Here is a 20,916-nt window from a genome sequence, read left to right as displayed (position 1 = left end):
CTTGTCCTTATTCGGTGGCAAGATGGGGCAGTTCGCGGCGGAATGGCACGTCGTCGGTGATTTCCTCACCCAATGCGCGGGCGTAGCGGTGACCGGCATAAACAGCAGCCGCGATGGTGCCGGGGCCAAAACAATCACCGATGCGGGTCAGGGTCGGAGCGTCGTCTTTGCCTGCCAAAAGCAATTCGGCCTCATTATAGAGCGTATCGACGGGTTGGCGCATCGTGACGGGAATGAAGGTCGCGCAGGCGATGTGGTGCTCGGCTTCGGTATAGCCACACTCCAGCGTTACAAGATCCACTTTGACAGCCGCCACATTATGCAGCGGTACGATCTTGACGCCCATCTTCATCAGCTTTGACTGAATGCGCCCTTGTTCCAAGGTGTTATGCGTCCAGTGCGATACATCTGCTGCTGGGGTCACAATGGTCACATCCAGCCCCTGATCGCGCAGCAGTTCTGCGATCACACCGCCCATATAGTAGTGATCATCGTCAAAGATCACGACCGGTCCTTTAGCGCTTTTCCCGTCCATGATGTCATCTGGTGTCATCACATGTGCACCGTCTTCCATCGGGATAGGGGCGTAGTTCTCGCGGCCCACACCATCAGAGGTCCATTTGGCCCCTGAGGCGATCACGATATGATCCGCTCCGAACTCCAGCAAATCTGGTGCGCTCAAAGCGCTTTCCAGATAGGTGTGCACATTCGCCATCTGGCTGATCTGGTACTGTCGGTAATCAATAACACGACGCCACTCACCCAAACCCGGCAGCGCCCCCTCGCGCGCCACTCGGCCGCCCAAGACAGTACCCGCTTCAGCGAGTGTCACGGCATAGCCGCGTTGGCCCAGGGCGCGTGCAGCCTCCAACCCCGAAGGACCACCGCCGACCACCAGAACGCTTTCATCGGCGTGGGCCTTTGCAATCTTTTCAGGATGCCAGCCCTTGCGCCATTCCTCTCCCATGGTGGGGTTTTGCGTACAGCGCAGAGGAACCATGTGGAAATCGGCGGACACGCAGATGTTGCATCCGATGCATTCGCGGATGTCTTCGATGCGACCTTCTTCGACTTTGTTCGGCAGGAAGGGATCCGCGATTGAAGGCCGCGCGGCACCAATCAGGTCTAGCGCACCTGTGCGCAGCAGCGAAACCATCGCATCAGGAGAGGTGTAGCGCCCCACGCCCAAGACGGGCTTGGACGTCACCTTCTTCACGAAAGACACATAGCTGTCTTGAAACCCAGACTGCGCAAACCGCGATGTCATGCTATCGTTGTCCCAATCAGAGACATTCACATCCCACAGGTCAGGATATTCGGCGAGCATTTCAACCACATCACGGCCTTCGCCTTGGTGGCTGAGCCCCTCTGCGCCCATCAACTCATCTACGCCAAAGCGCAGGGCGATCCCGCACGTGTCGCCCACGGCATCCTTGGTGTCTGACAGCACCTCGCGCAGCAGACGCACGCGATTTTCCAGACTGCCACCGTATTCATCGCCACGATTGTTCCAGCGGCGCGACAGGAAATGCGACAGGATATTCAAATCGTGGCCCGCGTAGACATAGACGATGTCAAAACCCGCCTTTTGCGCGCGTTTTGCAGCATCGACGTACCATCTACGCACGTTGCGGATGTCGGCCTTGTCCATCGCACGGCCCTGAACCGGCTCAAGATAGCTGACCGGGCGGGCAGACGGGCCCATTGGGATCTCACGGCTGTATCGGTTCGGCGTCGCCAACCCGTCATAGCAGGGTTCAATCCCCGCCAGCGCGCCGTGTTCGTGTATTTGATCACACATCTTCGCCATCACGGGGATGTCGCGGTCATCCCAAAGACGTCCTTCGATGACGGGTGTCAGCTCGGATGTGTGGTGGATTTCGACCTGTTCGGTGCACACCACGCCCCAACCGCCTTCAGCTTTCATACCCCGCATCGCGGCCATGGAGGACGGATAGGCATGGCCCATACCATTGCAGTGAGGCACCTGATAGAAACGGTTCTTGGTACGCACAGGGCCGATCTGAACCGGCTCGAACAGGATGTCATAGCGCGGGTTACGGCCCGTTGGTTTTATGCCGGCATCATGCTTGGTCATTCGGATACCTCTTGCAGCTTTTGTTTCGCTTGCCCCCGCGCGTCGCAGGAGCCGCAGCCGCCATCGACACTGAGAACTGCATGCACGACGTCCGCCGTCGCCTCACCGCTCAGATGTGCGCCCGAGCACAGGCCTGCCAGCGGGACAGCAACCGCTTCGCCTGCAAAGAACACGCGGCGGCCCAGTGGGGCTTTGAGCGCATCACGGGCGGCAAAGCGTCCGGGGCGCGCAGCTGAATAGGCCCCGAGGGTGTGGGGATTGGTGTGCCAATCGCTCATGTGGCCTTTGATGAAATGTTTGCGCGCATCATTGCCAACAAGGCCGGCAAAGGTCTCAAGTGCGAGATCAATGGCGACGTCTGCGCCTTTGCTGGTTACGTCCCAGGCGTGGTCACCGCCCAGCATGCCAACGGCAAGGTCGGTGCCGGTGGGCCACGTAACAAAGTAGCAGCCCTGACCCGTTTGCTCTTTCGGTACGTCATAGCTCAGCCAGTTGTTGTCCGTTAGGCCAAAGCGTTCGCCATCGAATTGCAGCGCGATCTTGGTGAAAAGGCCCATAGGCACGTCCGAAACGGCCTCTTGCTTTTCGACGGGCAGGTCCGGAGTAAACCGGATCGCGCCGGACGCCAGCACGCCCGTGGAAACTGTCACGATACAAGCCGCCGCCTTTATGGCGCCATCGGTGGTCTCCACTGTGACACCTTCACCGCTCCAATCAATAGCGTTGGCGGCACAGTTCAGCTTGACCGGGATGTCGCGGCCCAGTTCCTGAACGATGCTGCCTAAGCCCTCTTTGACAAGATAGTTGACCTCGTATTCGGCATAGGCGTTCACATCTGCAGTCGACAGCGCATCCATGTCCACCGCGTGCCCCATGGTGGTCCACGTAAGGGCAGCCGGCATGAAGCGGCGGTCGCGGATCACGTCAGCGGCGGCCACATCGCCTTTGCCCCAAATGTCATCGTAGAGGGCAGATTGCGCCCGCTCATATGCCGATTTCTCATCAAAGTTCGCGAGGCGGCCATCTACGTAGAACGCCTCATCCGCGAGGTTGTGATTGACCTTGGTAAAGCCCATCCGATCAATCACATCCACATGCGGGATTGACCTTGGTCCCTGCAGCCAGGCACAGCCCTGATCATAGGGCACACCAAAGGTGTCGGTATCCGTAAACGCGCGACCGCCAATCCGGTTTGCAGCCTCAATCACCAGAACACTGCGGCCTTCCGCCATCAATCGCCGCGCCGCGCCAATCCCGGCGGAGCCTGCACCGATGATCACGACATCGGGATTGGTGGGAAGCGATTTTGCGCCTGTCGGAAGGGCGGCAGTTGAAAGAACACCAGCCATGAAAGTCCTCCGGGATAAAGGGAATTGGGTCATGCAGCACCTGTCGGGTCTTGTGGAACGGGCCCGCCGAAATGCGCGGGGAACTGCAGCGACAGGAAGTTCCAGATCTGCGCTCGGCTGCTGTCCAGACCGTACCAGTCGGGGTAAAGCATCATATTGAGCCACAACCCATCAGCAAGACATTCAATGGCGTCTGACGTCCGCTCTGCATCGTCTTCGGATTGGCCAAGCTGAACAATCAAGGCGGCCATGGCATCACCCCGTTCATCGTCAAAGCCGCTGACCATCTCGCGGTAAAAAGCGCGGTAAGGTGCCTCTCCGAAGAAGGCGAACCAGACCCGGACTTTGTCAATGGTGCAGACCTCGGGGTGGAAACAGGCCTGAATGATGCCCCAAAGCTTGTCGGCGGGGGAAAGCGTTGTATCTTCGTGCACCGCTTGCCAGCAGTCGCGCAGTTCAACCGCGAGATGTTCAAGCGTGGCCTTCAGGAGGTTATCCTTGTTCTCAAAATGCAAGTTGACGAGCCCTGCTGACAGACCGGCCTTCTTTGTGACCAGGGTTGTCGTCGTGCCAGAGACCCCTTTTTCGGCGATCACCGCGAGCGTGGCGTCAATCAGCTGCTGCTTGCGTACCTCTTTTGGGGCAAACCGGCGCGATGTGATATCTGTGTTTCCGTCCATGGTCTGTTCTCAATCTTTGTCCAATACGATGAACGCATCATCGTGCCACTTCATCCACACTGGCGCACCTTCTTCTAGGGCGCGCAACTTTGCCCGGCCCGCGTTCTGGGTGGAAACGGAAAACAGTTCATCATGTCCTTCAACGCGCACCTGATAATAGGACCGTTCGCCGTGATAGGTCTTGAGCTCCAGAGCACCTTGCACGGCCCCTTCGCTTGGTTCTTTGAGCAACTCGATTTTCTCAGGCCGGATGGCAAGTGGCACGGATTGGCCTGCGCTCAGGCCTGGCAACGGTGCATCCATTATGATCTCCCCCAGTGCAGATAAGCCCAGCGTTGCATGGCCGTTCACCCGGGAAAGCACTTTGCCCTCGAGAAAATTCATGGTGCCGATGAAACTTGCTACTTGGCGGGTGCGCGGGCGTTCGTACAGACCGTCGGGCGTATCGACTTGCAACACCTGTCCGCCTGACATCACCGCGATGCGATCAGAGAGCGTCAGCGCCTCCTCCTGATCGTGGGTGACGAAGACAAAGGTAATGCCGATGGTCCGTTGCAGGCGGCGCAGTTCGATCTGCATCTGCTCGCGCAGCTGTTTGTCAAGCGCGCCCAAGGGCTCATCTAGCAGCAGCACTTTGGGCTTGAGGATCAGTGCGCGGGCCAACGCGATCCGTTGACGTTGACCGCCTGAAAGCTCGTCAGACTTGCGGTCGCCGTAACCGCCAAGCTGGACCAGATCCAGCATTTCCTCGACCATGTCATTGCGCTGCGTCCGGCTCAGTTTCAGTTTGCGCAGCCCATAGCCGATGTTGTCGCGCACATTCATGTGGGGAAAAATGGCGTAGTTTTGAAAGACCATGTTCACGGGCCGTTCAAACGGGGGCACATCGTTCATGGCCTGCCCGTCGATCAGGATTTCGCCACGCGTCGGTGTCTCGAAACCTCCCAGCATGCGCAGCAAGGTCGTCTTGCCGCATCCCGATGCGCCCAGAAGGGAAAAGAACTCCCCTTCGCGGATGTCCATCGTGATGCTTTCGATGGCCTCGAAGTCACCGAAATTTTTGCCGACATTTCGGATCGTGATGTAGCTTTGAGCTGCAGTCATAGATCAATGGCTCCTGTTTAGAGTTTTCCGGCGTCTTTGTTCAGTCCCACTCGACTGATCCAAAGAGCGACAAAAACAAGGATGAACGACACCAAGAGAATGATGGTAGATAGAGCGAGCACGGACGGAAACTCGCGCGGGAAACGCAGCTGTGACCAAATGTACATCGGCAAGGTTGGTTCGGTACCGGTGAGGAAAAAGGCCATGATCACTTCGTCGAACGAGATGGTGAAGGTCAGCAACAGGCTGGCGACGACACCGGGCAAAACGATCGGAAAGGTCACGCGCCAGAAGGTGTACCATCCGTTTTCGCCTAGATCGGCGGAGGCCTCTTCCATCGATTTGTCGAACCCCTCAAACCGTGGCAGGAGTGTTGCGATCGCAAAGGGCAGGCAGACGACGAGGTGACCGAGGCCGACGGTATAGAGCGACAAGGGGATGCCGAGACGGCTGAGCAGGACAAGAAGCGCCACGCCAAAGATGATGCCCGGCATCACGATAGGCAGCATCACAAAGGCAACAATTGCGTTTTGCCCCGGCAGACGCGACCGCGTTATGGCGCGCGCCGCGAGGACCCCCAGCATGGTGGAGATGACTGCGACGCAAATGCCCACACGCAGGCTGTTGCCCAAAGCGTCCCACAGCGACTCGCGTGCCCAAAGCTGGCCGAACCACTGGGTCGTGAAACCTTGCAGCGGGAAACGCACATAGATCGAGTCGTTAAATGCAAACAGCGGGATCGACAGGATCGGGATGTAGAGCACGACCAGGAAGATATAGGCATAGACCGTCAGCACCCGATTGGGTCGCTTGATGTAGGAGACATCGCTCATATCAGGCTCTCCTTCGACTTGCGGGTGACGAAGATGAATACCAACGCCACCGCAGCGATCCACAGCATCAGGACGATCGAGAGCGTGGCCCCCATGGGCCAGTTGTTCACAGCCCCGAACTGCAGTTGAATAAGGTTGCCGATCATGGCGCCATCGGGGCCGCCCAACAAAGCTGGCGTGATATAGTCGCCCGTTGTGGGGATGAAGATCAGGAAAGTTGCCGAAATGATCCCCGGCAGGGACAGCGGGAGCGTAATACGCAGGAACCTTTTGACCGGGCCATCGCCCAGATCTGCGGCAGCCTCCAGCAGCGATCGGTCAATTTTCTCAAGCGAAACATAAAGCGGCAGTATGGCAAACGCTGCCCATGCATGCGCAAGGGCGATGATCACCGCCGTTTGGCTATAGAGCAGAAACTCCAGCGGTGCCTCGATCAGTCCTGCGGTCATCAAAGATGAATTGATCACGCCCTCATAGCCCAAGATCACCTTCCACGCGAAAACGCGCAGCAGATAGCTGGTCCAGAAAGGGAGCGTCATCAGGATGATCCACAGCATCTTGTGGCGGTGGACATGGAACGCGACGTAGTACGCCATCGGATAGCACAGCAGCACAGTCACGATCGTCGCAATGCCAGACACCCAAAAGGAGCGTATGAGGAACACACCGAATATTGGCTCGCTTGCGGCGCGCGCATAGTTGGCAGCGGTGATCGTAGTATCAAAACCGAACCCCTCGCGGGTCCAAAAGCTCATCACAACGAGAATGAGAAAAGGCAGCAACACGCCGATGACCATGATCACCAGGGCCGGAGACAACATTAGATAGCCACGCAGCGTCGGGCTACGATGAAACAACGCCGCAAAGCCTGTGCTGGCCCTTGGCTTGCCTGATGAAGTCGCAGTGCCGGTGCTGGCCGCGTCGCTCATGTGTCGCTCCTTTGATCCCTTGTGCTTGCGCCCCGCAACTCTGCAGGGCGCTCGCGCTTGGCTCCTTAGAAGCCTGCTTTGACCAACTCAAACGTCTCGTTCATGCGGCTTTCCCAGTCCTGCGACTGCGGGATCATGAAGTGCCCCTCATCAAGGATAGCTGCAGGGTTCTTGCTTAAGCCGAGCGACTTGAGCGTGTCCTCATCGAATTCGTCAAACGCTTTAAGGTTTGAGTGACCGTAGCCATAGTCGTTGATCATGAACTTGCCGGTTTCCACGCTGAGCATGGCATCAATCATCTCATAGGTCTTTTCGAGGTTCGGCGCATCCTTGTGGATCATGATGCCGCAAACCCAGGTCAGCTGTCCTTCTTTCGGTTTGGCAAACTTGACAGGCACCTCTTCGGATTGCAGCAGGACGGCAGAACTGTTCCATGTCATTGCAGCGGCCATCTCGCCCGAGGCAAGCGCCTGTTCCAGCGTCGTGGTATCGTCTGTATAAACCCGGATCAACGGACGCTGCGCGCGCAGCTCTGCTGCGATCTTTTCGAACGCCATGTCAGTCGCGATGTCTTTGAAATCGACACCCGCCTTGATGGCCCCGCACCACCAGGCATCCCCGCCTGAGGCAAGTGAACCAAGCCGTCCGGCATACCGTTCATCCCACAGCATGTCCCAGCTTTCCTCGCCCTCAAGCTCGAAAATATCTGTGCGGTATGTGATCGACGTGCCGCCCCAGTCAAAGGGCACCATCCAAGGCGATCCCGCACCGTTGTCATTGCCTTGCATCGCAACCAGCTCGGGCATCACATCGCCCCAGTTGGCAAGGCGGGATGTGTCCACAGGCTGGAACAACCCGCTGTCCACCCAGCGCTTGAGACCGACGTTGCAAGGATGTGCGGCGTCCACCACAAAACCGCCACGCATCTTGGTAAGGGCCTCTTCGGTGCCGCCGAAAATTGAGAAATTCGGAAGCGCACCGTTTGCCGCTTCATAGGGCTGGTAAAGCTCACCAATGTCAAACCCGCCCCAGGTAAAAAAGGTAGGATGATCCCCTTCCGCCGCCAGTGCCTTGCGAGGGAGCAATGGCGCGCTGAAAAGGCCAACGCCTGCCGCCAGAAGCGAACGGTTAAAGGCGCGCCGGGATAGTTTTCCCCGTTTCACCGCGTTCAGGTTGTCGATGATGTCCATTTCATTTTCTCCTCTGTCGGGATGTCGCCATTGACCGATTTTTGTTTTTACTGCGTCATACGAAATTCATCCGCATCGACTGAATACTTATTCATTCATTAATTGGTTGACACTCACCCCACGTCAAGGGTTTTTAGAGCGCGAAGCGGACGAACAATGGGCTTCTGTCCAACGCTTGCAAGTTTTGTTGTTCGAATTGAATGATTTAGGGAAAGGAAGTTGGTGATGACTGAGGCGCTAAAAAAAGTGGCGGCAATACCTACCGTGCACCGAATCATGCCAAACGGGGTTGATGGTGTGGGGCTTTCAGCGTGGGAAGCGATGGATCCTGCAACACTTGCGGCGGGTGAGCCGGTGCAGTCCGGGCATCTCTATGATGAAAACGAAGCGCGCGGATATTCCGCTGGCGTCTGGCATTGCACTGCGTTTGATGACGCACCTGGCCCGTATCCAGTTGACGAATACATGCTGCTGCTCGAAGGGCAGGTCGTGATGGCGCTGCCGGATGGCACCGACGTGACGATCAATGCAGGCGAGGCGTTTGTTCTGCCTCAAGGTCTGGACTGTCAGTGGAAAATGCCCTGTGACGTGAGAAAGATATTCATGATCGTTGAGACCGACGGTCGCGAGACATCGCAGAACCCGTCACTGGTGCGGGTGACAAAACCTGCCTTGCAAACGGACGCCTCCGCAGGTGACGCCGTGGCCAGCGCACAGTGTGTCTTTCATTCGGCCGACGGGCGGATGCAGGTCCTGCGCCGCAGCTTTTCGCAGACCTTGCAAGGCCCGCTCCCGAGCGCAAGCCAGCGCCTTATTACTGTTCTTGCCGGAGAGGTACGCATTGGCGCTGAAATCTTTGGACCCATGCAAAGCTGTCTTGTGAACGCTGCCGACCGCGCAGATTGGCACATCGCGTCGGGCACGACTTGGATCGAGGCGCAATACCGATCCTATCTTTAGGTCCTCACCGCAGGCTACCGCGCGGCGAGCGCCTTCTTCGCAATCTTCTTGGCCACTTTCTTGCCGCTGTCATAGGCTCCGTTGGCAAGTGCCGCGCGCGCGCCACCAACCGCTTCGCCCGCAAAGAAAATGCGATCTGCAACGGACCTGCCCAGTGCCTTACGCGCGCCCGTCGTACCGGGGCGCTGAACGGAATAGGCACCATACGTCAACGGATTGACCGCCCAGTCCGTCATAATGCCCTGAACAAAGTGTTTGCGCACGTCATTCCCCAGCATCGACGTCAATGCTCCCATCGCATAATCCACAGCTGCATCCGAGCCCGCCCGGGAAAGCTCCCATCCCAGATCGGCGCCAATATTGCCGAACAGATAATCGTGCCCGCAGGGCCAAGCGATGAAATAGCAAGCCTTTCCCGCCTGATCCTCATCCACCTTATATGTGACCCATTCCCCTTCGGAGAACCCCATGCGTGCGCCGTCAAAAAGAAGCGGCACTTTGACCAGCAACCCCATGGGCACGTTTTGAATGGCTTCCTGTTTTTCTACCGGCAGGGCTGGGTGAAACGTGATGTCGCCCGAGGCCAACACGCCCGTGGACACGGTGATCAATACCCGTGCTGCGCGCAGCGTGCCTTGCGATGTCTCTACCTCAACGCCATCGCCGCTCCAATCGATGCGGGAGACTTTCGTGTTGAGTGATACGTCCAGCCCGTCCGCAAGGGTCGCGACAAGGGTGCCGAAACCCTCTTTGACCAGATAGCTTGGCTGATCATCGGTCTGTTCCCAATGGTCCAAGGTTGAAAGATCCTTAAAGTCGACCCCGTAATCCATCGGACCCAGCCATGATTGTGCCGTTGCAGAGAAAGGCAGGTCCTTGGAGATCACAGCGGAAGCAGGCAATGCGCTGCCCTTTTTTCCCGCTTTCGAAAGCCTCTTGTCGATCTTGCGGCGCGCTTTTTCGAATTGATCCCATTCCGCATCTGTTGCACGGCGGTCGCCAACATAGAGGGCCTCTGATGCGTTTGTGTGATCCACCATCGTCAGGCCAGCGTTTCGACCAACTTTAGTCAGTGAGTTCTTGTCCGCGCCGGATACCCAGGAACAGCCCATGTCTACAGGGACGCCCAGCATCTGCTGATCAGTCCAGGCACGTCCGCCAACTCTGTAGGATGCCTCAATGATCTTGAAGGACACACCCTTTTTTTGCAGTTGACGTGCCGCTGAAAGCCCCGCAGCGCCTGCTCCGATGATGAGTACTTCGAGCACAGTGTGTTCCTTTCAGCATAGGCAACATTCTGACGGACTATTTCATAATTTCAAGCTAGTGCTCGGTCTGTCACGAAAAGCAAGCCAGTACACATTTAGCAGCAAAAGTACACCACTACTGTCTTGGTGTCGCAGCAAATGCACTTCGGCACTCCAAATCGGGTTTCTTCCAAAAAAAGTGAATCGCAGACACCATTCATTGTGCCAACTACCTTAGATCTGAGAGGAAGTTCTGGTCACATGTGCTGTGCCAAGACCGCAATATTGCCGAAAATGGACCTGCCAGATAGTGATGGACATGGACGGGTCGCCTGATGGTATCGACGTTCAATGGCTGAAAGTTGCAAAAACGGTGATCTCCCGTTTCAGTTGTGGTGATCGTCCATTCGTATTTTTTTTCCGGCACAAGACTAACAATTTGCAAATTGCAGCGACAGCATAACTTGAAGAATGCCCCAATACCTTTCAGCAAGGACCTTTTCGACGATTTGAGTTGGACATTGCGTAGGTCCCGCGGCAGCCACGAAGGGACTTTGCACGAGTAGTAGTTGCAGTTGCAGGAGGCAGCAGTGTCCGCATTTCGACAGTTCTGACACCGTTCAGCGAAAACGCGCCTAGGATTGGAGGTGATGGAGCCAGGTTGAATGACCGCATCGGCGACGCGAGCCTCATCGCGGCGTTAAACTTGCCGCAAGCGCGAGGTCATGCTGCGTCAGCGAAGTGCAGAAAACCAACGGCAGCAACGTCTAAGGTTTGTGGCTGCTGTCAGCGCGAGCTGCAGCGGCGACAAATCCGACAAGGAGGAAAGCGCGGGCAGGTTTCGTTGCTATGGAGATTGTGCGTTACGGCTGTGGCAGTCGATATACCGATCGGCGGACGCTACGGCCCTGAGAGGCGCGGACCAGTTGGTCGTCTCGGTCTGATGTCGCTGATTGATCGCGTTTTCCACCATCATTAGCCAGTTTTGGCGCCGGTTTCATTAGACTGGCCGCAATGATTGGTCCGGCGTTCGCTTCATACGATGCTGGGTCTGATCGGTTTTTCATGCGGCCGCCTCCCATGGTGGGGCGCGGGACTTTGGTGTTTGACCCCGCAAGAAAGTCTCGATGATGATCATGGTGCCACCACATTTGGGGCAAAGCGGATGGGCGTCTATATTTTTGAGATCCTCATTTTCTCCCTCAACCGGCGTCTGTTCAGGTTCCGTATCAAGCAAACGCCTGATCTTGCTGATCCGGTCGCGACGGATACCATTGGCGAGGAAGCCCGTGTGACGGATGCGGTGGAAGCCGGATGGCAGAACGTGGATCAGGAAGCGGCGGATGAACTCGTCCGTTGGCAAGCGCATGACCTTCATCCTGTCTCCGCGTCTGATGCGATAGTCTTTCCACCGGAAGGCCACGGTGCCCGCGTCGGCACTGACCAGACGATGGTTGGAGATCGCCACGCGGTGGGTATAACGGCTTAGATAGGCCAGCACCGCTTCCGGCCCGCCGAAGGGCGGTTTGGCGTAAACGACCCAATCGGTTTTGCGCAGCGGCGAGAGATGTGCAGCGAAGGTGTCGGGGTCTGCCAGCTTTGCAAGATCGCCGAAGAACTTAAGCTTGCCTGCCTTGTGCAGTCTGGTAAGTCCTTCGAGGAACAAGCGCCGAAACAACTTCGACAGGACCTTCACCGGCAGGAAGAACCCAGAGCGACAGGCGATCCATCGTGTTCCATCTGGTGACAGCCCACCGCCCGGCACGATGATGTGCACATGCGGGTGGTGCGTCATCGCGGATCCCCATGTATGCAGCACGCTGGTCATGCCGATCTTTGCACCCAAGTGCATTGGGTCGGCGGCGATGGTCAGGAGCGTCTGGGCCGACGCCTTGAACAGCAGGCCATAAACGGCGGCCTTGTTCTGATAGGCAATGTCGGCGATCTGGGCTGGCAGCGTGAAGACCACGTGGAAGTATTCGACCGGCAGAAGGTCTTCCATGCGCGCCTGCATCCAGTCCTGTCCCGCAGCACCCTGGCATTTTGGGCAGTGCCGGTTGCGACAGGAGTTATAGGCGATGTGCTGGTGGTCACACTTGGTGCACGTCGCAACATGCCCACCGAGCGCAGCGGTCCGGCAGGCCTCAATGGCCGACATCACCTTCAACTGTGGCAGATTGAGATGCCCTGCATGTTCCCGGCGATACGCAGGTCCATGGGCGCGGAAGATATCTGCGACTTCCAGCTTGGGACGGGGCATTGGATCGGGGTCAGCCGGAACCAGCCTCCCGTCGCAACAACAAATCAAGCGGGCTGGTTACGTCCTGGATCGTTTTGGTGGCCACCTTCGTATAAACCGTTGTCGTCTCCAGCTTGGCATGGCCCAACAACACTTGGATCACCCTTATGTCTGTCCCGCCCTCCAGCAGATGCGTCGCAAAGCTGTGCCGCAACGTATGGGGCGACACCTTCTTCTTGATCTCGGCAAAGTCACACGCCACGCCAAAGGCGCGGTTGAACTGCCGTGTCGAGATCGGATCGACCCGGTTGCGACCTGGGAACATCCAACCTCTCGGGCGCACCTCACGATAATAATTACGCAACAGAGCAAGCAGAGTTGGCGACAACATAACCTGCCGGTCCTTACGCCCCTTACCTTGCTCGATCCGGATCAACATCCGGTCGCTGTCGATATCGCCTACCTTGAGATGCGTGACCTCGCTGGCCCGGAGCCCGCCGCCATAGGCAACGCTGAAAGCTGCGCGATAACGAAGACCTGGTCCGGGCGCGGCTTCAAGAATGCGTGACACTTCCTCCGCGCTCAGCACCACCGGGATCTTCTTCGCCGCGCGCTGATAGCGCATGTGACGCTTCATCTCAGGGCGCGGGCAAGTTGAGGCATAGAAAAAACTCAACACTGTCAGCCGATTGTTGAAGGTTGGCGCGCCAACGCCGCGCTCCTTCATATCAAGTTGGAACGCCCGCAGTTCCTCAGGCGTCGCGCTATCTGGGGCATGACCCAAGAACCCGGTAAAGTCCCGCATTGCGCGCAGATACATCGTCTGCGTCTTCGGCTGCAGCCCCTTGATCCGCATATCTTCAAGAAAACGCTGGCGAAGCTTCGGTACATATTGATCGGTCATCAGACCCTCCTGACATTAGATTGAGAAGGACCCAATCGTCAGACAGGTTCGTCAGTTCGCAAAATCCAAGACGCTCACATCAACGCGCAACACCGGCCACAAGCGCCAATACCGCGAGAGCGGTTTCGTCCTCGTCCCGCATTGCAGACCCACATCTCAGCCAAAACCAATGACCGCTTCCGACCAGTCAAACAAGCTTCAGCTAGAAGCTCATTCAAACACCCTAGTCTAGTCCTCGCCGCGCTGACATGAGGTAACTGGCGCGATTGTCCGTCCCATCAGTAGCCCCAATCTCCAGTGGATTTTACAACATCACTTACAACACCGGCCTCCACGGAGAATCAAACCTTTGTTTTATAATGTATAAATCGAAGTCATGACCCAATCCATCATAGGCGCAATAGACAATCTAGCGTGTTGATTTATTTGCATTTTTTGTGTATCTTCAAACTGTTGGCGGCGGTTGCTGCTACGCTGCACTACGCCCCAATATCCCCGAATTTGCCCCTCTACGACGACTCATTGCACACACAGCGCACACGAAAATGGCCTCCATCACAAAACTCCCCTCCGGTGCTTACCGGGTCCAGATCAGACGAAAAGGCCGCTACGCGAGCGAGACGTTTCTCCTGCGCGATGACGCCCATCGCTGGGCGCGTCAGGCGGAGACCCGGGTGGATCAGGGGTTAGCCCCGAACAAGTCATCCGTCTCACGTCTCGCAACCTTCGGCGATCTGATCGATCTTCACATAGTGGATATGTGCGAGGTAGGCAAACCGCCGCGCCGCAGCAAGGCCGCAACTCTTGCCGCCTTGAAGCGCGATCTGGGCAAGGAGCGGATCGGGCACCTCGATCGCCAAAAGATGATCGATTATGGCAAGATGCGCGCGGAGCAAGGTGCGGGACCGGTGACGCTTGGCATCGATATCGGCGTTACCAAGATGATCATAACCCATGCCGCCGCTGTCCATGGTCTCGACATATCCTCCGAACCCGTCGATCTGGCTCGTGTCGCCCTCAAGCGGCTCGGGCTGATCGGCAAGGGCACCGAGCGGGATCGCCGACCCCGCAAAGATGAGTTGAACCGGCTCTTCCGCTGTTTCGATGACAACGACCGGCTCACCCTGCCAATGACTAGGATCGTGCAGTTCGCAGTGGCCACGGCCATGCGGCTCGACGAGATTTGCCGGGTCGAATGGACGGATCTCGACCTTGATCGCCGCATGCTCCTGATCCGCGACCGGAAAGACCCACGCAACAAGACTGGCAACGACCAGCGGATCCTGCTCTTTGCCGCCACTGGGTTCGACGCCTGAGCGCTGGTTACGGCGCAGGCGAAGCAGCTGAGGCGCGCCAAGAGCCGGATATTCCCCTATAATTCGCGATCCGTCGGAACAGCCTTCCGGCGCGCCTGCGTCGAGGTCAGTATCAAGGACCTGCACTTCCACGACTTGCGCCATGAAGGCACCATTCGTCTGTTCGAAGCAGGCTTCGCCATCGAACAGGTCGCGCTGGTTGCCAGGCACAAGGATTGGAAGATGCTGCGCCGCTACACGCATATTCGCCCCGAGGCGCTGCACGGATTGGCTGCGGCGCGCGCGCCCTTTCCGTCCGCCAACCTCGCCGCCGAATGACTCGAGAGTAAGAGGAAAGCAGTCCCGATCCGTGACGGGTTTGGAGGTCGAGAGAGAGGCTTTCGGCCACCCGTCGCGGGAGAAAACCCATGAATACCGAAATTATCGATGCCGGACGTGTCGCCAGCGGCGGCTACAAAGTGGATGTGTCGCGCGGCACGAATGTGGACCGCGTGTCGTCCGAATGGTTTTCGCGGCCAGATGACGAGCGGTATCTGTCGCTCGACGATCTGTTTGCCTCGGTCAAAGGCCGGGCGGAGCGGAGCCGGACGCGCACGGTCGAAAGCGCTGCGATCCGCGTCGAGGCGCATCGCGACAACCCCGAGAAGTTGGGGCTGATTTTGCCTGGAGCTGATGAGCCGATTGCGCCAACGCATTGGAGCTTTGGCCAGCTCTCCAGCCTCGTCGGCGCGCCTGCCGCTTATCTGCGTCAACTGCCCGCGCCGCTTGCTGGGATCAACTTGCAATACGGGCTGACCAACCATCGTGCCGAACAGATCAAGACGCTGGAAACCGCAGATGGACGCACCGAACTGCGTGCCGTGACCGGGCCCGACTATGGCCGCATCTACGATCACGAGCTGGTCTCTGCCGTCCAGCGTATCGCGGGCAATGGCACTGGCGACACGCGTTGGAAGGTGCCGGGTGTGCTCGACTGGTCGACCGGCATCTACAATCCGCGCGTCGATATCACCAAAGACACCACCACGCTCTACGCCTCGGATCGCGATGTCTTCCTCTTCCTGGTCGACGACCTGAATCCCATTGAGGCGGGGTTCAGGCCGCACCCTCGAGAAACATCGCACCTACGGAACCGGCCCGCGTTACTCCAAAATCGGGGGACGTGTCGTCTATGCGGTCGATGACCTGCAAGCCTGGGTCACACGCGGCGAAAAGACTTCGACCTCGGACGAGACCGAGGATCGCGTCCTGCCTGCCAAGCGTCACGCCGCCGTTTCGCCAGCCTATCTGCGGCGGGGGCGCCGAGCCGATGCAGAAAACTGTTCATCTTACTTGGATTGAAGGCCGCATCGAACGCTGGATCCGCTTCGGCCATTTCGCCGACGAAACCATCCTGACCCATACAGAAAAGCGCGTATCATTTGCACCTGACGCGATCTTTGCGCTCGTACGATGGTCTTCGAATGACTACGGCACCGTCGAGAGCCGGATCGACATTTTACGCTCAGTGCATGCGGGCGAGCGCTGTTCCACCGTCCCCTGCGTTACACCGGGCGGCGAGATTCTGTTACGTCTGTCCGGCTGGCCTAAAGTCGAAGCAGCCTTGCGGTCTATCGATATCGTCGAAAGCTACGGGATCGCACCGGAAGACGTCTGTCCGGACCACTGGCAGCACGTCCACAACCGCCTGACCGCCGCTCTTGAACCCCGAGCATACACCCCTGCCCGCCACGCCGCATGGCTGAAACGTCGCATGGTGACGACATGAGTGCGGCTGCCCCTCCCCTCCTTGCGGTCGGGCTGTCCCTAGGCTTGATTGCAGTCGCACAGGCCGATCGCGCACCCTGGTTCATCTGGAACGCATCCGAAAGTGTGCCGGTCGGTCTGTACGCTCTGCACCCGTCGCAAATGCCATCACTCGGCGATCTCGCCGCAGTTCGGATGTCAACTATGTTGACGGCCTGGGTCGTCGAACGCGGCTACGTTGGTGCAGATGTCTTGTTGTTGAAACGCACTGCAGCCGTGTCGGGCATGACTGTCTGCCGCAAGGGTCTCGCCATCTCCATTGACGGGGCCGTGATTGCTCAAGCCGCGGTAACCGACCGTCACGGCCGCGCGCTTCCTCGTTGGTTTGGGTGTGTCACGCTCACATCAGATCAAGTTTTTCTGCTTAATGCAGGCGTCGCGGACAGCCTCGATGGGCGATATTTTGGCCCTCTTCAGATCGACTCTGTCATCGGCAGCGCCGTTCCTATCTGGATATCCGAGGGGGCAAGCGATGCGTGATTATCCCCCAACGAACCGCTACAAACCTGCAATTGCCATGACCGCTTTTGTGCTGATGTTGTGCGCGCCGATCCACGTGGCTCGATCGTCTGCATCTCGCCCGAGACCGCGTACCGCTGAGCGGCGCAGGATTTGGTGCCGATGTACGACAAGCGTTGGAGCGTCGCGCTGATCATCTTGTTGCCGAGGGACTTGCGCGGCGGCAAGGCCAGCGCGTCAACTTCGCCCGCGATCTTCTGGCAACCCTGCGCAACCGCGAATTAGACGGTGTCGCCAAAGGCCTCACCGAGCGGTCAGGGCTGCCACGTCACAAGCCGTCCGAGGGCGAGCCCGTTGTAGGCACATTCCGCCAACGTCTCGATCTCGCCTCGGGACGCTTCGCCATGATCGACGACGGCCTCGGCTTTTCGCTTGTTCCCTGGACCCCACAACTCGAACGCCATCGTGGCCAAACCCTCACCGGCATGATGACGCCCGGTGGCGGGATCAATTGGACCCTCGGGCGCAAGCGCGGGCTGAGCCTCTGACCAGAAAGGAATTCACCATGAGCCGAAAAGACACTTCCTCCACCACAAAAATCCTCTGGGGCCAGATAATCATCGTCAGCCTTGTCGCGCTGCTCTTCGTCTGGGCGGCGACGCAATGGGTCGCCTTTCGGCTCGGATTCCAATCCCAGCTTGGCCTGCCGCTGACTGAAATTCTGGGATTGCCGATCTACCGGCCATGGCAAGTCTTCACTTGGTGGTATTGGTACGACGCCTATGCGCCGCGCGTCTTCATGGAGGGCGCCGCCATCGCGGGCGCAGGCGGCATTGCAGCCATTGCCATGGCCATCCTGTTGTCGGTCCTTCGAGCGCGCGAGGCAAGCGACGTGACGACCTATGGATCTGCCAGATGGGGAAACGCCAAGGACATTACCTCCGCCGGGTTATTTGCCGAAGATGGTGTCGTATTGGGCCGCCTAGACAAACGCTACCTTCGGCATGATGGCCCGGAACACGTGCTGTGCTTCGCGCCCACGCGATCCGGCAAGGGCGTCGGCCTTGTGATCCCAAGCCTTCTGACCTGGCCCGGCTCCGCTATCGTCCACGACATCAAGGGTGAAAACTGGCAGCTCACTGCCGGGTGGCGTGCCCGGTTCGGAAGGGTCCTGCTGTTCGATCCAACCAATGCGGCCAGCGCCGCATATAATCCGTTACTGGAAGTTCGGCGCGGCGAGCGTGAGGTTCGGGACGTCCAGAACATCGCCGACATACTCGTCGATCCCGAAGGCCAACTCGAGCGGCGAAACCATTGGGAAAAGACCAGCCATTCCCTTCTGGTCGGAGCGATTCTGCATGTGCTCTACGCGGAGAAGGACAAGACACTAGCCGGTGTTGCTGCCTTCCTCTCCGATCCGCGGCATCCCATCGCGGCAACGCTGACTGCCATGATGCGCACGCCCCATCTGGGCGACCGCCCTCACCCCGTCGTTGCGCAGTCCGCGCGGGAACTCCTGAACAAGTCCGAAAACGAACGCTCCGGCGTTTTGTCGACTGCCATGTCATTCCTCAGCCTCTACCGCGACCCCGTCGTCGCCGAGGTGACCCGCCGCTGCGATTGGCGGATCGACGATCTCGTTTCCAGTGCCCGGCCGCTCACACTCTACCTTGTCGTGCCGCCATCGGACATTTCCCGTACGAATACGACAGCCACGAACAGCTCCTCAGCCACCTCGCCGACTTCCTCGATGCGTACAACTACGCGCGTGGTCTCGAGACGATCATCGGCCTGACGTCCTATGAATACATCTGCGAAATCTGGACTTCAGAGCCAGGTCGACTCATTGTCGACCCGATCCACTAGATGCCAGGACTCAACACCTACGGCCTCCCAAACGGTTTCACCGGTCGATTCACTGCGCCACATTTAAGATCGCCTTTTCCACATCCGGCCGGAACGCATAACGCGGCATTTGCGGCGCCAGCCATTCGAAGACGTCTCTCATGAAATCAATGTATTCAGGTGATGCGCTCCGCATGTTGAGAACAAGATCGTAGAGTCGCCCCTGATGCACCTGCACTGCCGCCGCGAAGAGGAAGAGACCAATCCGTTCCTTGGGGTACGGCGCATCCAAGAACAATGAGGGGTTGGCCAGAAGCCCGAAGAACAAGTCCTTGACACTTCGCCATTTCTCGCACCGTCCGTCGGTGCCGAGGCAGACAAAGCCCGGCACGGTAAGGCTCGCGAGAATGTCGAGCGGATCGTCCGGGGCCCCGGACCGTCTGAATCGCGCGACGCGGTACCGCATCAGACGGTAGCTGGCAGCCCTCGTCCGGCCAGTCCCATCCGGTTGCAAGAATAACATAGCGAAGGCTTGGCTAAAGGGACCTGGCCCGCTACCCCCCGCAGGGGTCGCAACGCCCAGACGTATCTCCTCAGTCGCCTCGCCCTCATCTTTCTGCGGGGTCGCCGATAACCGCTGATGGCGTTCTGCAAAACCGAGCAAAGCGCTGGCATAGACAAGGAGCGACTCCGGCGGCCCCTCTAGCGGCCCCTCGCCACCGCCCCCGTCTGGCGGGCCTCCTCCAGGATTCACGATGCCCCCGGCCCCGTCGCTACCCCCGCCGGAGAGGAACGTCCGGCGCATGAAGTCGCCAAGAGACCCCAGCGACTGAAACGCGACCTCCGTGTCCCCGTCCGTCGAGAACCCGACCTGAAGACCGCGCCCCGTGGCCGCGAATCCGATGGCCCGGCTCGCCACGGGCTGCGGCCGGAAGTCCGGCGCTTCGATGACCCAGGCCTCGGCGCCGAAATCGATCTCGCCGCCCCTCAGGTCCGCGGTCCGAAAGCTCACGAAGGCAAGCCCGCCCAGTCCGTCCATCGCGTCGATATACCAGCTCATCGCGCACGCCCCGTCGTGGTGACGACCCGCACCAGCATGTTTCGCCCGCTCCCCCGCGCAAGTCGCGTCGCCAAGCGACGGCGGTATCGCCAGAGCGCCTCCGCGCCCGTCGGCGCAAGACCGACCCTGGCCCGGTCGCCGATCAGCGCCTCCGCGCCGGCGTCCTCCGCCGTCACCCGCACCTCGGCGACATCCTTGGGTTCGAATCCCGCGTGCATAATGACTTCGAGATAGTCCTCATCCTCGATCAGCCTATCCGAGACCGTCCCCGTCGTCATCAACCGTCGCCCCAGAGGCCGCCCGTCGATCACCCGCATTGCTGCCATAGAAACAGCATGTTTCGCCCATTTACCGGCCCATTTCGTGAGTTCCGCCTCCAGCGTGTCGTCACCAGCGGCCACAGGCGGCACACGTACCTCGAAACCGTTGCGCTCTAGGATGAGCGTGTCTGCGGCAACCGTGCAGTCCTTAAGGACAAGACAGACATCCCCGAAATAACGCACACCCGTACCATTAAGGTCCATGGCCGCGTAATGACCGTTAGTCTTGGTCAGGCCGTTCTCCACCACAATGTCGGCCAAGGCCGCATCGATCTTTTCTCGCACGCCGTTGGTCGGGAGCGCCTTGCCCACCGTGGCGGCGTAGGTATAGCGGTTCTGGTACTCACCGTGTCCTTTAGACGGGGCAGATGGCAGGAGAAACAGCACTGCCCTAACTGCCGGCAGATTGACCACCGCACAAAGCGCCGATCGGGGCGTGCCGCCGGCATAGGCGGCGTTGCCCGAAAGCGTCTTTTTTGCGATGTCGCGGTTCGCCGTGAAATACGCCTTTTCGTCCTCCGTGACGGTGTCACCCTTCGCTTCAAGGTCACCAAACTCGACGTCCCAAGCGCGCATC

General features: G+C 58.7%; 16 protein-coding genes and 5 pseudogenes. 9 read left to right on the top strand and 12 right to left on the bottom strand.

Features of this window, described 5'->3' with window-relative positions; all coding sequences use genetic code 11:
* Positions 1-7: 7 nt before the first annotated feature.
* The 7 genes from ROLI_RS06840 to ROLI_RS06810 form a co-directional block, all read right to left on the bottom strand.
* A complete protein-coding gene (locus tag ROLI_RS06840) occupies positions 8-2,098 on the bottom strand; it encodes an FAD-dependent oxidoreductase (protein WP_222869659.1) in 2,091 nt (696 codons plus the stop codon).
* Complete coding sequence (locus ROLI_RS06835; protein ID WP_187431627.1) at positions 2,095-3,447, bottom strand: NAD(P)/FAD-dependent oxidoreductase; 1,353 nt, start codon at positions 3,445-3,447, stop codon at positions 2,095-2,097. The genes ROLI_RS06840 and ROLI_RS06835 overlap by 4 nt, the downstream gene beginning before the upstream one ends.
* A gap of 29 nt (positions 3,448-3,476) precedes the next feature.
* Entirely contained in the window at positions 3,477-4,127 is a 651-nt protein-coding gene (locus tag ROLI_RS06830; RefSeq protein WP_187431626.1) for a TetR family transcriptional regulator C-terminal domain-containing protein, read from the bottom strand.
* A 9-nt stretch (positions 4,128-4,136) separates the two neighbouring features.
* On the bottom strand, positions 4,137-5,231 hold the full coding sequence (locus ROLI_RS06825; protein WP_187431625.1) for an ABC transporter ATP-binding protein: 1,095 nt from the start codon (positions 5,229-5,231) through the stop codon (positions 4,137-4,139).
* A gap of 17 nt (positions 5,232-5,248) precedes the next feature.
* The gene (locus tag ROLI_RS06820; protein ID WP_187431624.1) at positions 5,249-6,064 is read right to left on the bottom strand and encodes an ABC transporter permease; all 816 of its coding nucleotides are present in this window, start codon (positions 6,062-6,064) and stop codon (positions 5,249-5,251) included.
* Entirely contained in the window at positions 6,061-6,993 is a 933-nt protein-coding gene (locus ROLI_RS06815; RefSeq protein WP_187431623.1) for an ABC transporter permease, read from the bottom strand. The genes ROLI_RS06820 and ROLI_RS06815 overlap by 4 nt, the downstream gene beginning before the upstream one ends.
* Positions 6,994-7,058: 65 nt before the next feature.
* The gene (locus tag ROLI_RS06810; protein ID WP_187431622.1) at positions 7,059-8,183 is read right to left on the bottom strand and encodes a PotD/PotF family extracellular solute-binding protein; all 1,125 of its coding nucleotides are present in this window, start codon (positions 8,181-8,183) and stop codon (positions 7,059-7,061) included.
* 225 nt (positions 8,184-8,408) lie between these two features.
* On the opposite strand from ROLI_RS06810, the gene ROLI_RS06805 reads away from it, so the two are divergent.
* Positions 8,409-9,143 carry a cupin domain-containing protein gene (locus ROLI_RS06805; protein ID WP_187431621.1) on the top strand — a complete coding sequence of 245 codons (735 nt, stop codon included), beginning with the start codon at positions 8,409-8,411 and terminating at the stop codon, positions 9,141-9,143.
* A 14-nt stretch (positions 9,144-9,157) separates the two neighbouring features.
* On the opposite strand, the gene ROLI_RS06800 is transcribed toward ROLI_RS06805, so the two are convergent.
* From ROLI_RS06800 to ROLI_RS06790, 3 genes are all read right to left on the bottom strand, one after another.
* Complete coding sequence (locus ROLI_RS06800) at positions 9,158-10,411, bottom strand: flavin monoamine oxidase family protein (RefSeq protein WP_187431620.1); 1,254 nt, start codon at positions 10,409-10,411, stop codon at positions 9,158-9,160.
* A gap of 1,042 nt (positions 10,412-11,453) precedes the next feature.
* Positions 11,454-12,650 carry an IS91 family transposase gene (locus ROLI_RS06795; RefSeq protein ID WP_187432295.1) on the bottom strand — a complete coding sequence of 399 codons (1,197 nt, stop codon included), beginning with the start codon at positions 12,648-12,650 and terminating at the stop codon, positions 11,454-11,456.
* Between the two features lie 10 nt (positions 12,651-12,660).
* The gene (locus ROLI_RS06790) at positions 12,661-13,533 is read right to left on the bottom strand and encodes a tyrosine-type recombinase/integrase (protein WP_187432294.1); all 873 of its coding nucleotides are present in this window, start codon (positions 13,531-13,533) and stop codon (positions 12,661-12,663) included.
* A 545-nt stretch (positions 13,534-14,078) separates the two neighbouring features.
* Between ROLI_RS06790 and ROLI_RS06785 the strand changes: the two are divergent.
* From ROLI_RS06785 to ROLI_RS06750, 8 genes and pseudogenes are all read left to right on the top strand, one after another.
* Positions 14,079-15,167: pseudogene (locus ROLI_RS06785) on the top strand (site-specific integrase).
* Positions 15,168-15,256: 89 nt separating this feature from the next.
* Positions 15,257-15,952: pseudogene (locus tag ROLI_RS06780) on the top strand (DUF932 domain-containing protein); the annotation flags it as partial.
* A pseudogene (locus ROLI_RS06775) lies at positions 15,945-16,190 on the top strand (helix-turn-helix transcriptional regulator); the annotation flags it as partial. The pseudogenes ROLI_RS06780 and ROLI_RS06775, both read left to right, overlap by 8 nt.
* A complete protein-coding gene (locus ROLI_RS06770) occupies positions 16,159-16,617 on the top strand; it encodes a DUF2840 domain-containing protein (RefSeq protein WP_187431190.1) in 459 nt (152 codons plus the stop codon). The pseudogene ROLI_RS06775 and the gene ROLI_RS06770, both read left to right, overlap by 32 nt.
* Positions 16,614-17,135 carry a S26 family signal peptidase gene (locus ROLI_RS06765; protein ID WP_187431223.1) on the top strand — a complete coding sequence of 174 codons (522 nt, stop codon included), beginning with the start codon at positions 16,614-16,616 and terminating at the stop codon, positions 17,133-17,135. The genes ROLI_RS06770 and ROLI_RS06765 overlap by 4 nt, the downstream gene beginning before the upstream one ends.
* A gap of 89 nt (positions 17,136-17,224) precedes the next feature.
* Entirely contained in the window at positions 17,225-17,662 is a 438-nt protein-coding gene (locus ROLI_RS06760; RefSeq protein WP_187431224.1) for a DUF3363 domain-containing protein, read from the top strand.
* 17 nt (positions 17,663-17,679) lie between these two features.
* Positions 17,680-18,816: pseudogene (traG, locus tag ROLI_RS06755) on the top strand (IncP-type conjugal transfer protein TraG); the annotation flags it as partial.
* A pseudogene (locus tag ROLI_RS06750) lies at positions 18,813-18,980 on the top strand (IS481 family transposase); the annotation flags it as partial. The pseudogenes traG and ROLI_RS06750, both read left to right, overlap by 4 nt.
* A 49-nt stretch (positions 18,981-19,029) precedes the next feature.
* On the opposite strand, the gene ROLI_RS06745 reads toward ROLI_RS06750, so the two are convergent.
* Positions 19,030-20,019: a hypothetical protein gene (locus ROLI_RS06745; protein ID WP_187431191.1), complete on the bottom strand. Its 990-nt coding sequence runs from the start codon at positions 20,017-20,019 to the stop codon at positions 19,030-19,032.
* Positions 20,016-20,915, bottom strand: a complete 900-nt coding sequence (locus ROLI_RS06740) for a hypothetical protein (protein ID WP_187431192.1) — start codon at positions 20,913-20,915, stop codon at positions 20,016-20,018. Before ROLI_RS06740 ends, ROLI_RS06745 begins: the two co-directional genes overlap by 4 nt.
* Position 20,916 lies beyond the last annotated feature (1 nt).

Origin of the sequence: Roseobacter fucihabitans (assembly GCF_014337925.2) — a bacterium.
Classification (GTDB): Bacteria; Pseudomonadota; Alphaproteobacteria; order Rhodobacterales; family Rhodobacteraceae; genus Roseobacter; species Roseobacter fucihabitans.
Note: the sequence above shows the minus strand (reverse complement) of the source record. Positions and strands in the feature narration are given on the sequence as shown.

Coding starts and splice junctions, on each gene's coding strand:
- ROLI_RS06790 (WP_187432294.1), bottom strand. CDS start 13,533: ATGACCGATCAATATGTACCGAAGCTTCGCCAGCGTTTTCTTGAAGAT.
- ROLI_RS06765 (WP_187431223.1), top strand. CDS start 16,614: ATGAGTGCGGCTGCCCCTCCCCTCCTTGCGGTCGGGCTGTCCCTAGGC.
- ROLI_RS06830 (WP_187431626.1), bottom strand. CDS start 4,127: ATGGACGGAAACACAGATATCACATCGCGCCGGTTTGCCCCAAAAGAG.
- ROLI_RS06770 (WP_187431190.1), top strand. CDS start 16,159: ATGCAGAAAACTGTTCATCTTACTTGGATTGAAGGCCGCATCGAACGC.
- ROLI_RS06795 (WP_187432295.1), bottom strand. CDS start 12,650: ATGCCCCGTCCCAAGCTGGAAGTCGCAGATATCTTCCGCGCCCATGGA.
- ROLI_RS06805 (WP_187431621.1), top strand. CDS start 8,409: ATGACTGAGGCGCTAAAAAAAGTGGCGGCAATACCTACCGTGCACCGA.
- ROLI_RS06745 (WP_187431191.1), bottom strand. CDS start 20,019: ATGAGCTGGTATATCGACGCGATGGACGGACTGGGCGGGCTTGCCTTC.
- ROLI_RS06740 (WP_187431192.1), bottom strand. CDS start 20,915: ATGCGCGCTTGGGACGTCGAGTTTGGTGACCTTGAAGCGAAGGGTGAC.
- ROLI_RS06815 (WP_187431623.1), bottom strand. CDS start 6,993: ATGAGCGACGCGGCCAGCACCGGCACTGCGACTTCATCAGGCAAGCCA.
- ROLI_RS06825 (WP_187431625.1), bottom strand. CDS start 5,231: ATGACTGCAGCTCAAAGCTACATCACGATCCGAAATGTCGGCAAAAAT.
- ROLI_RS06840 (WP_222869659.1), bottom strand. CDS start 2,098: ATGACCAAGCATGATGCCGGCATAAAACCAACGGGCCGTAACCCGCGC.
- ROLI_RS06820 (WP_187431624.1), bottom strand. CDS start 6,064: ATGAGCGATGTCTCCTACATCAAGCGACCCAATCGGGTGCTGACGGTC.
- ROLI_RS06835 (WP_187431627.1), bottom strand. CDS start 3,447: ATGGCTGGTGTTCTTTCAACTGCCGCCCTTCCGACAGGCGCAAAATCG.
- ROLI_RS06810 (WP_187431622.1), bottom strand. CDS start 8,183: ATGGACATCATCGACAACCTGAACGCGGTGAAACGGGGAAAACTATCC.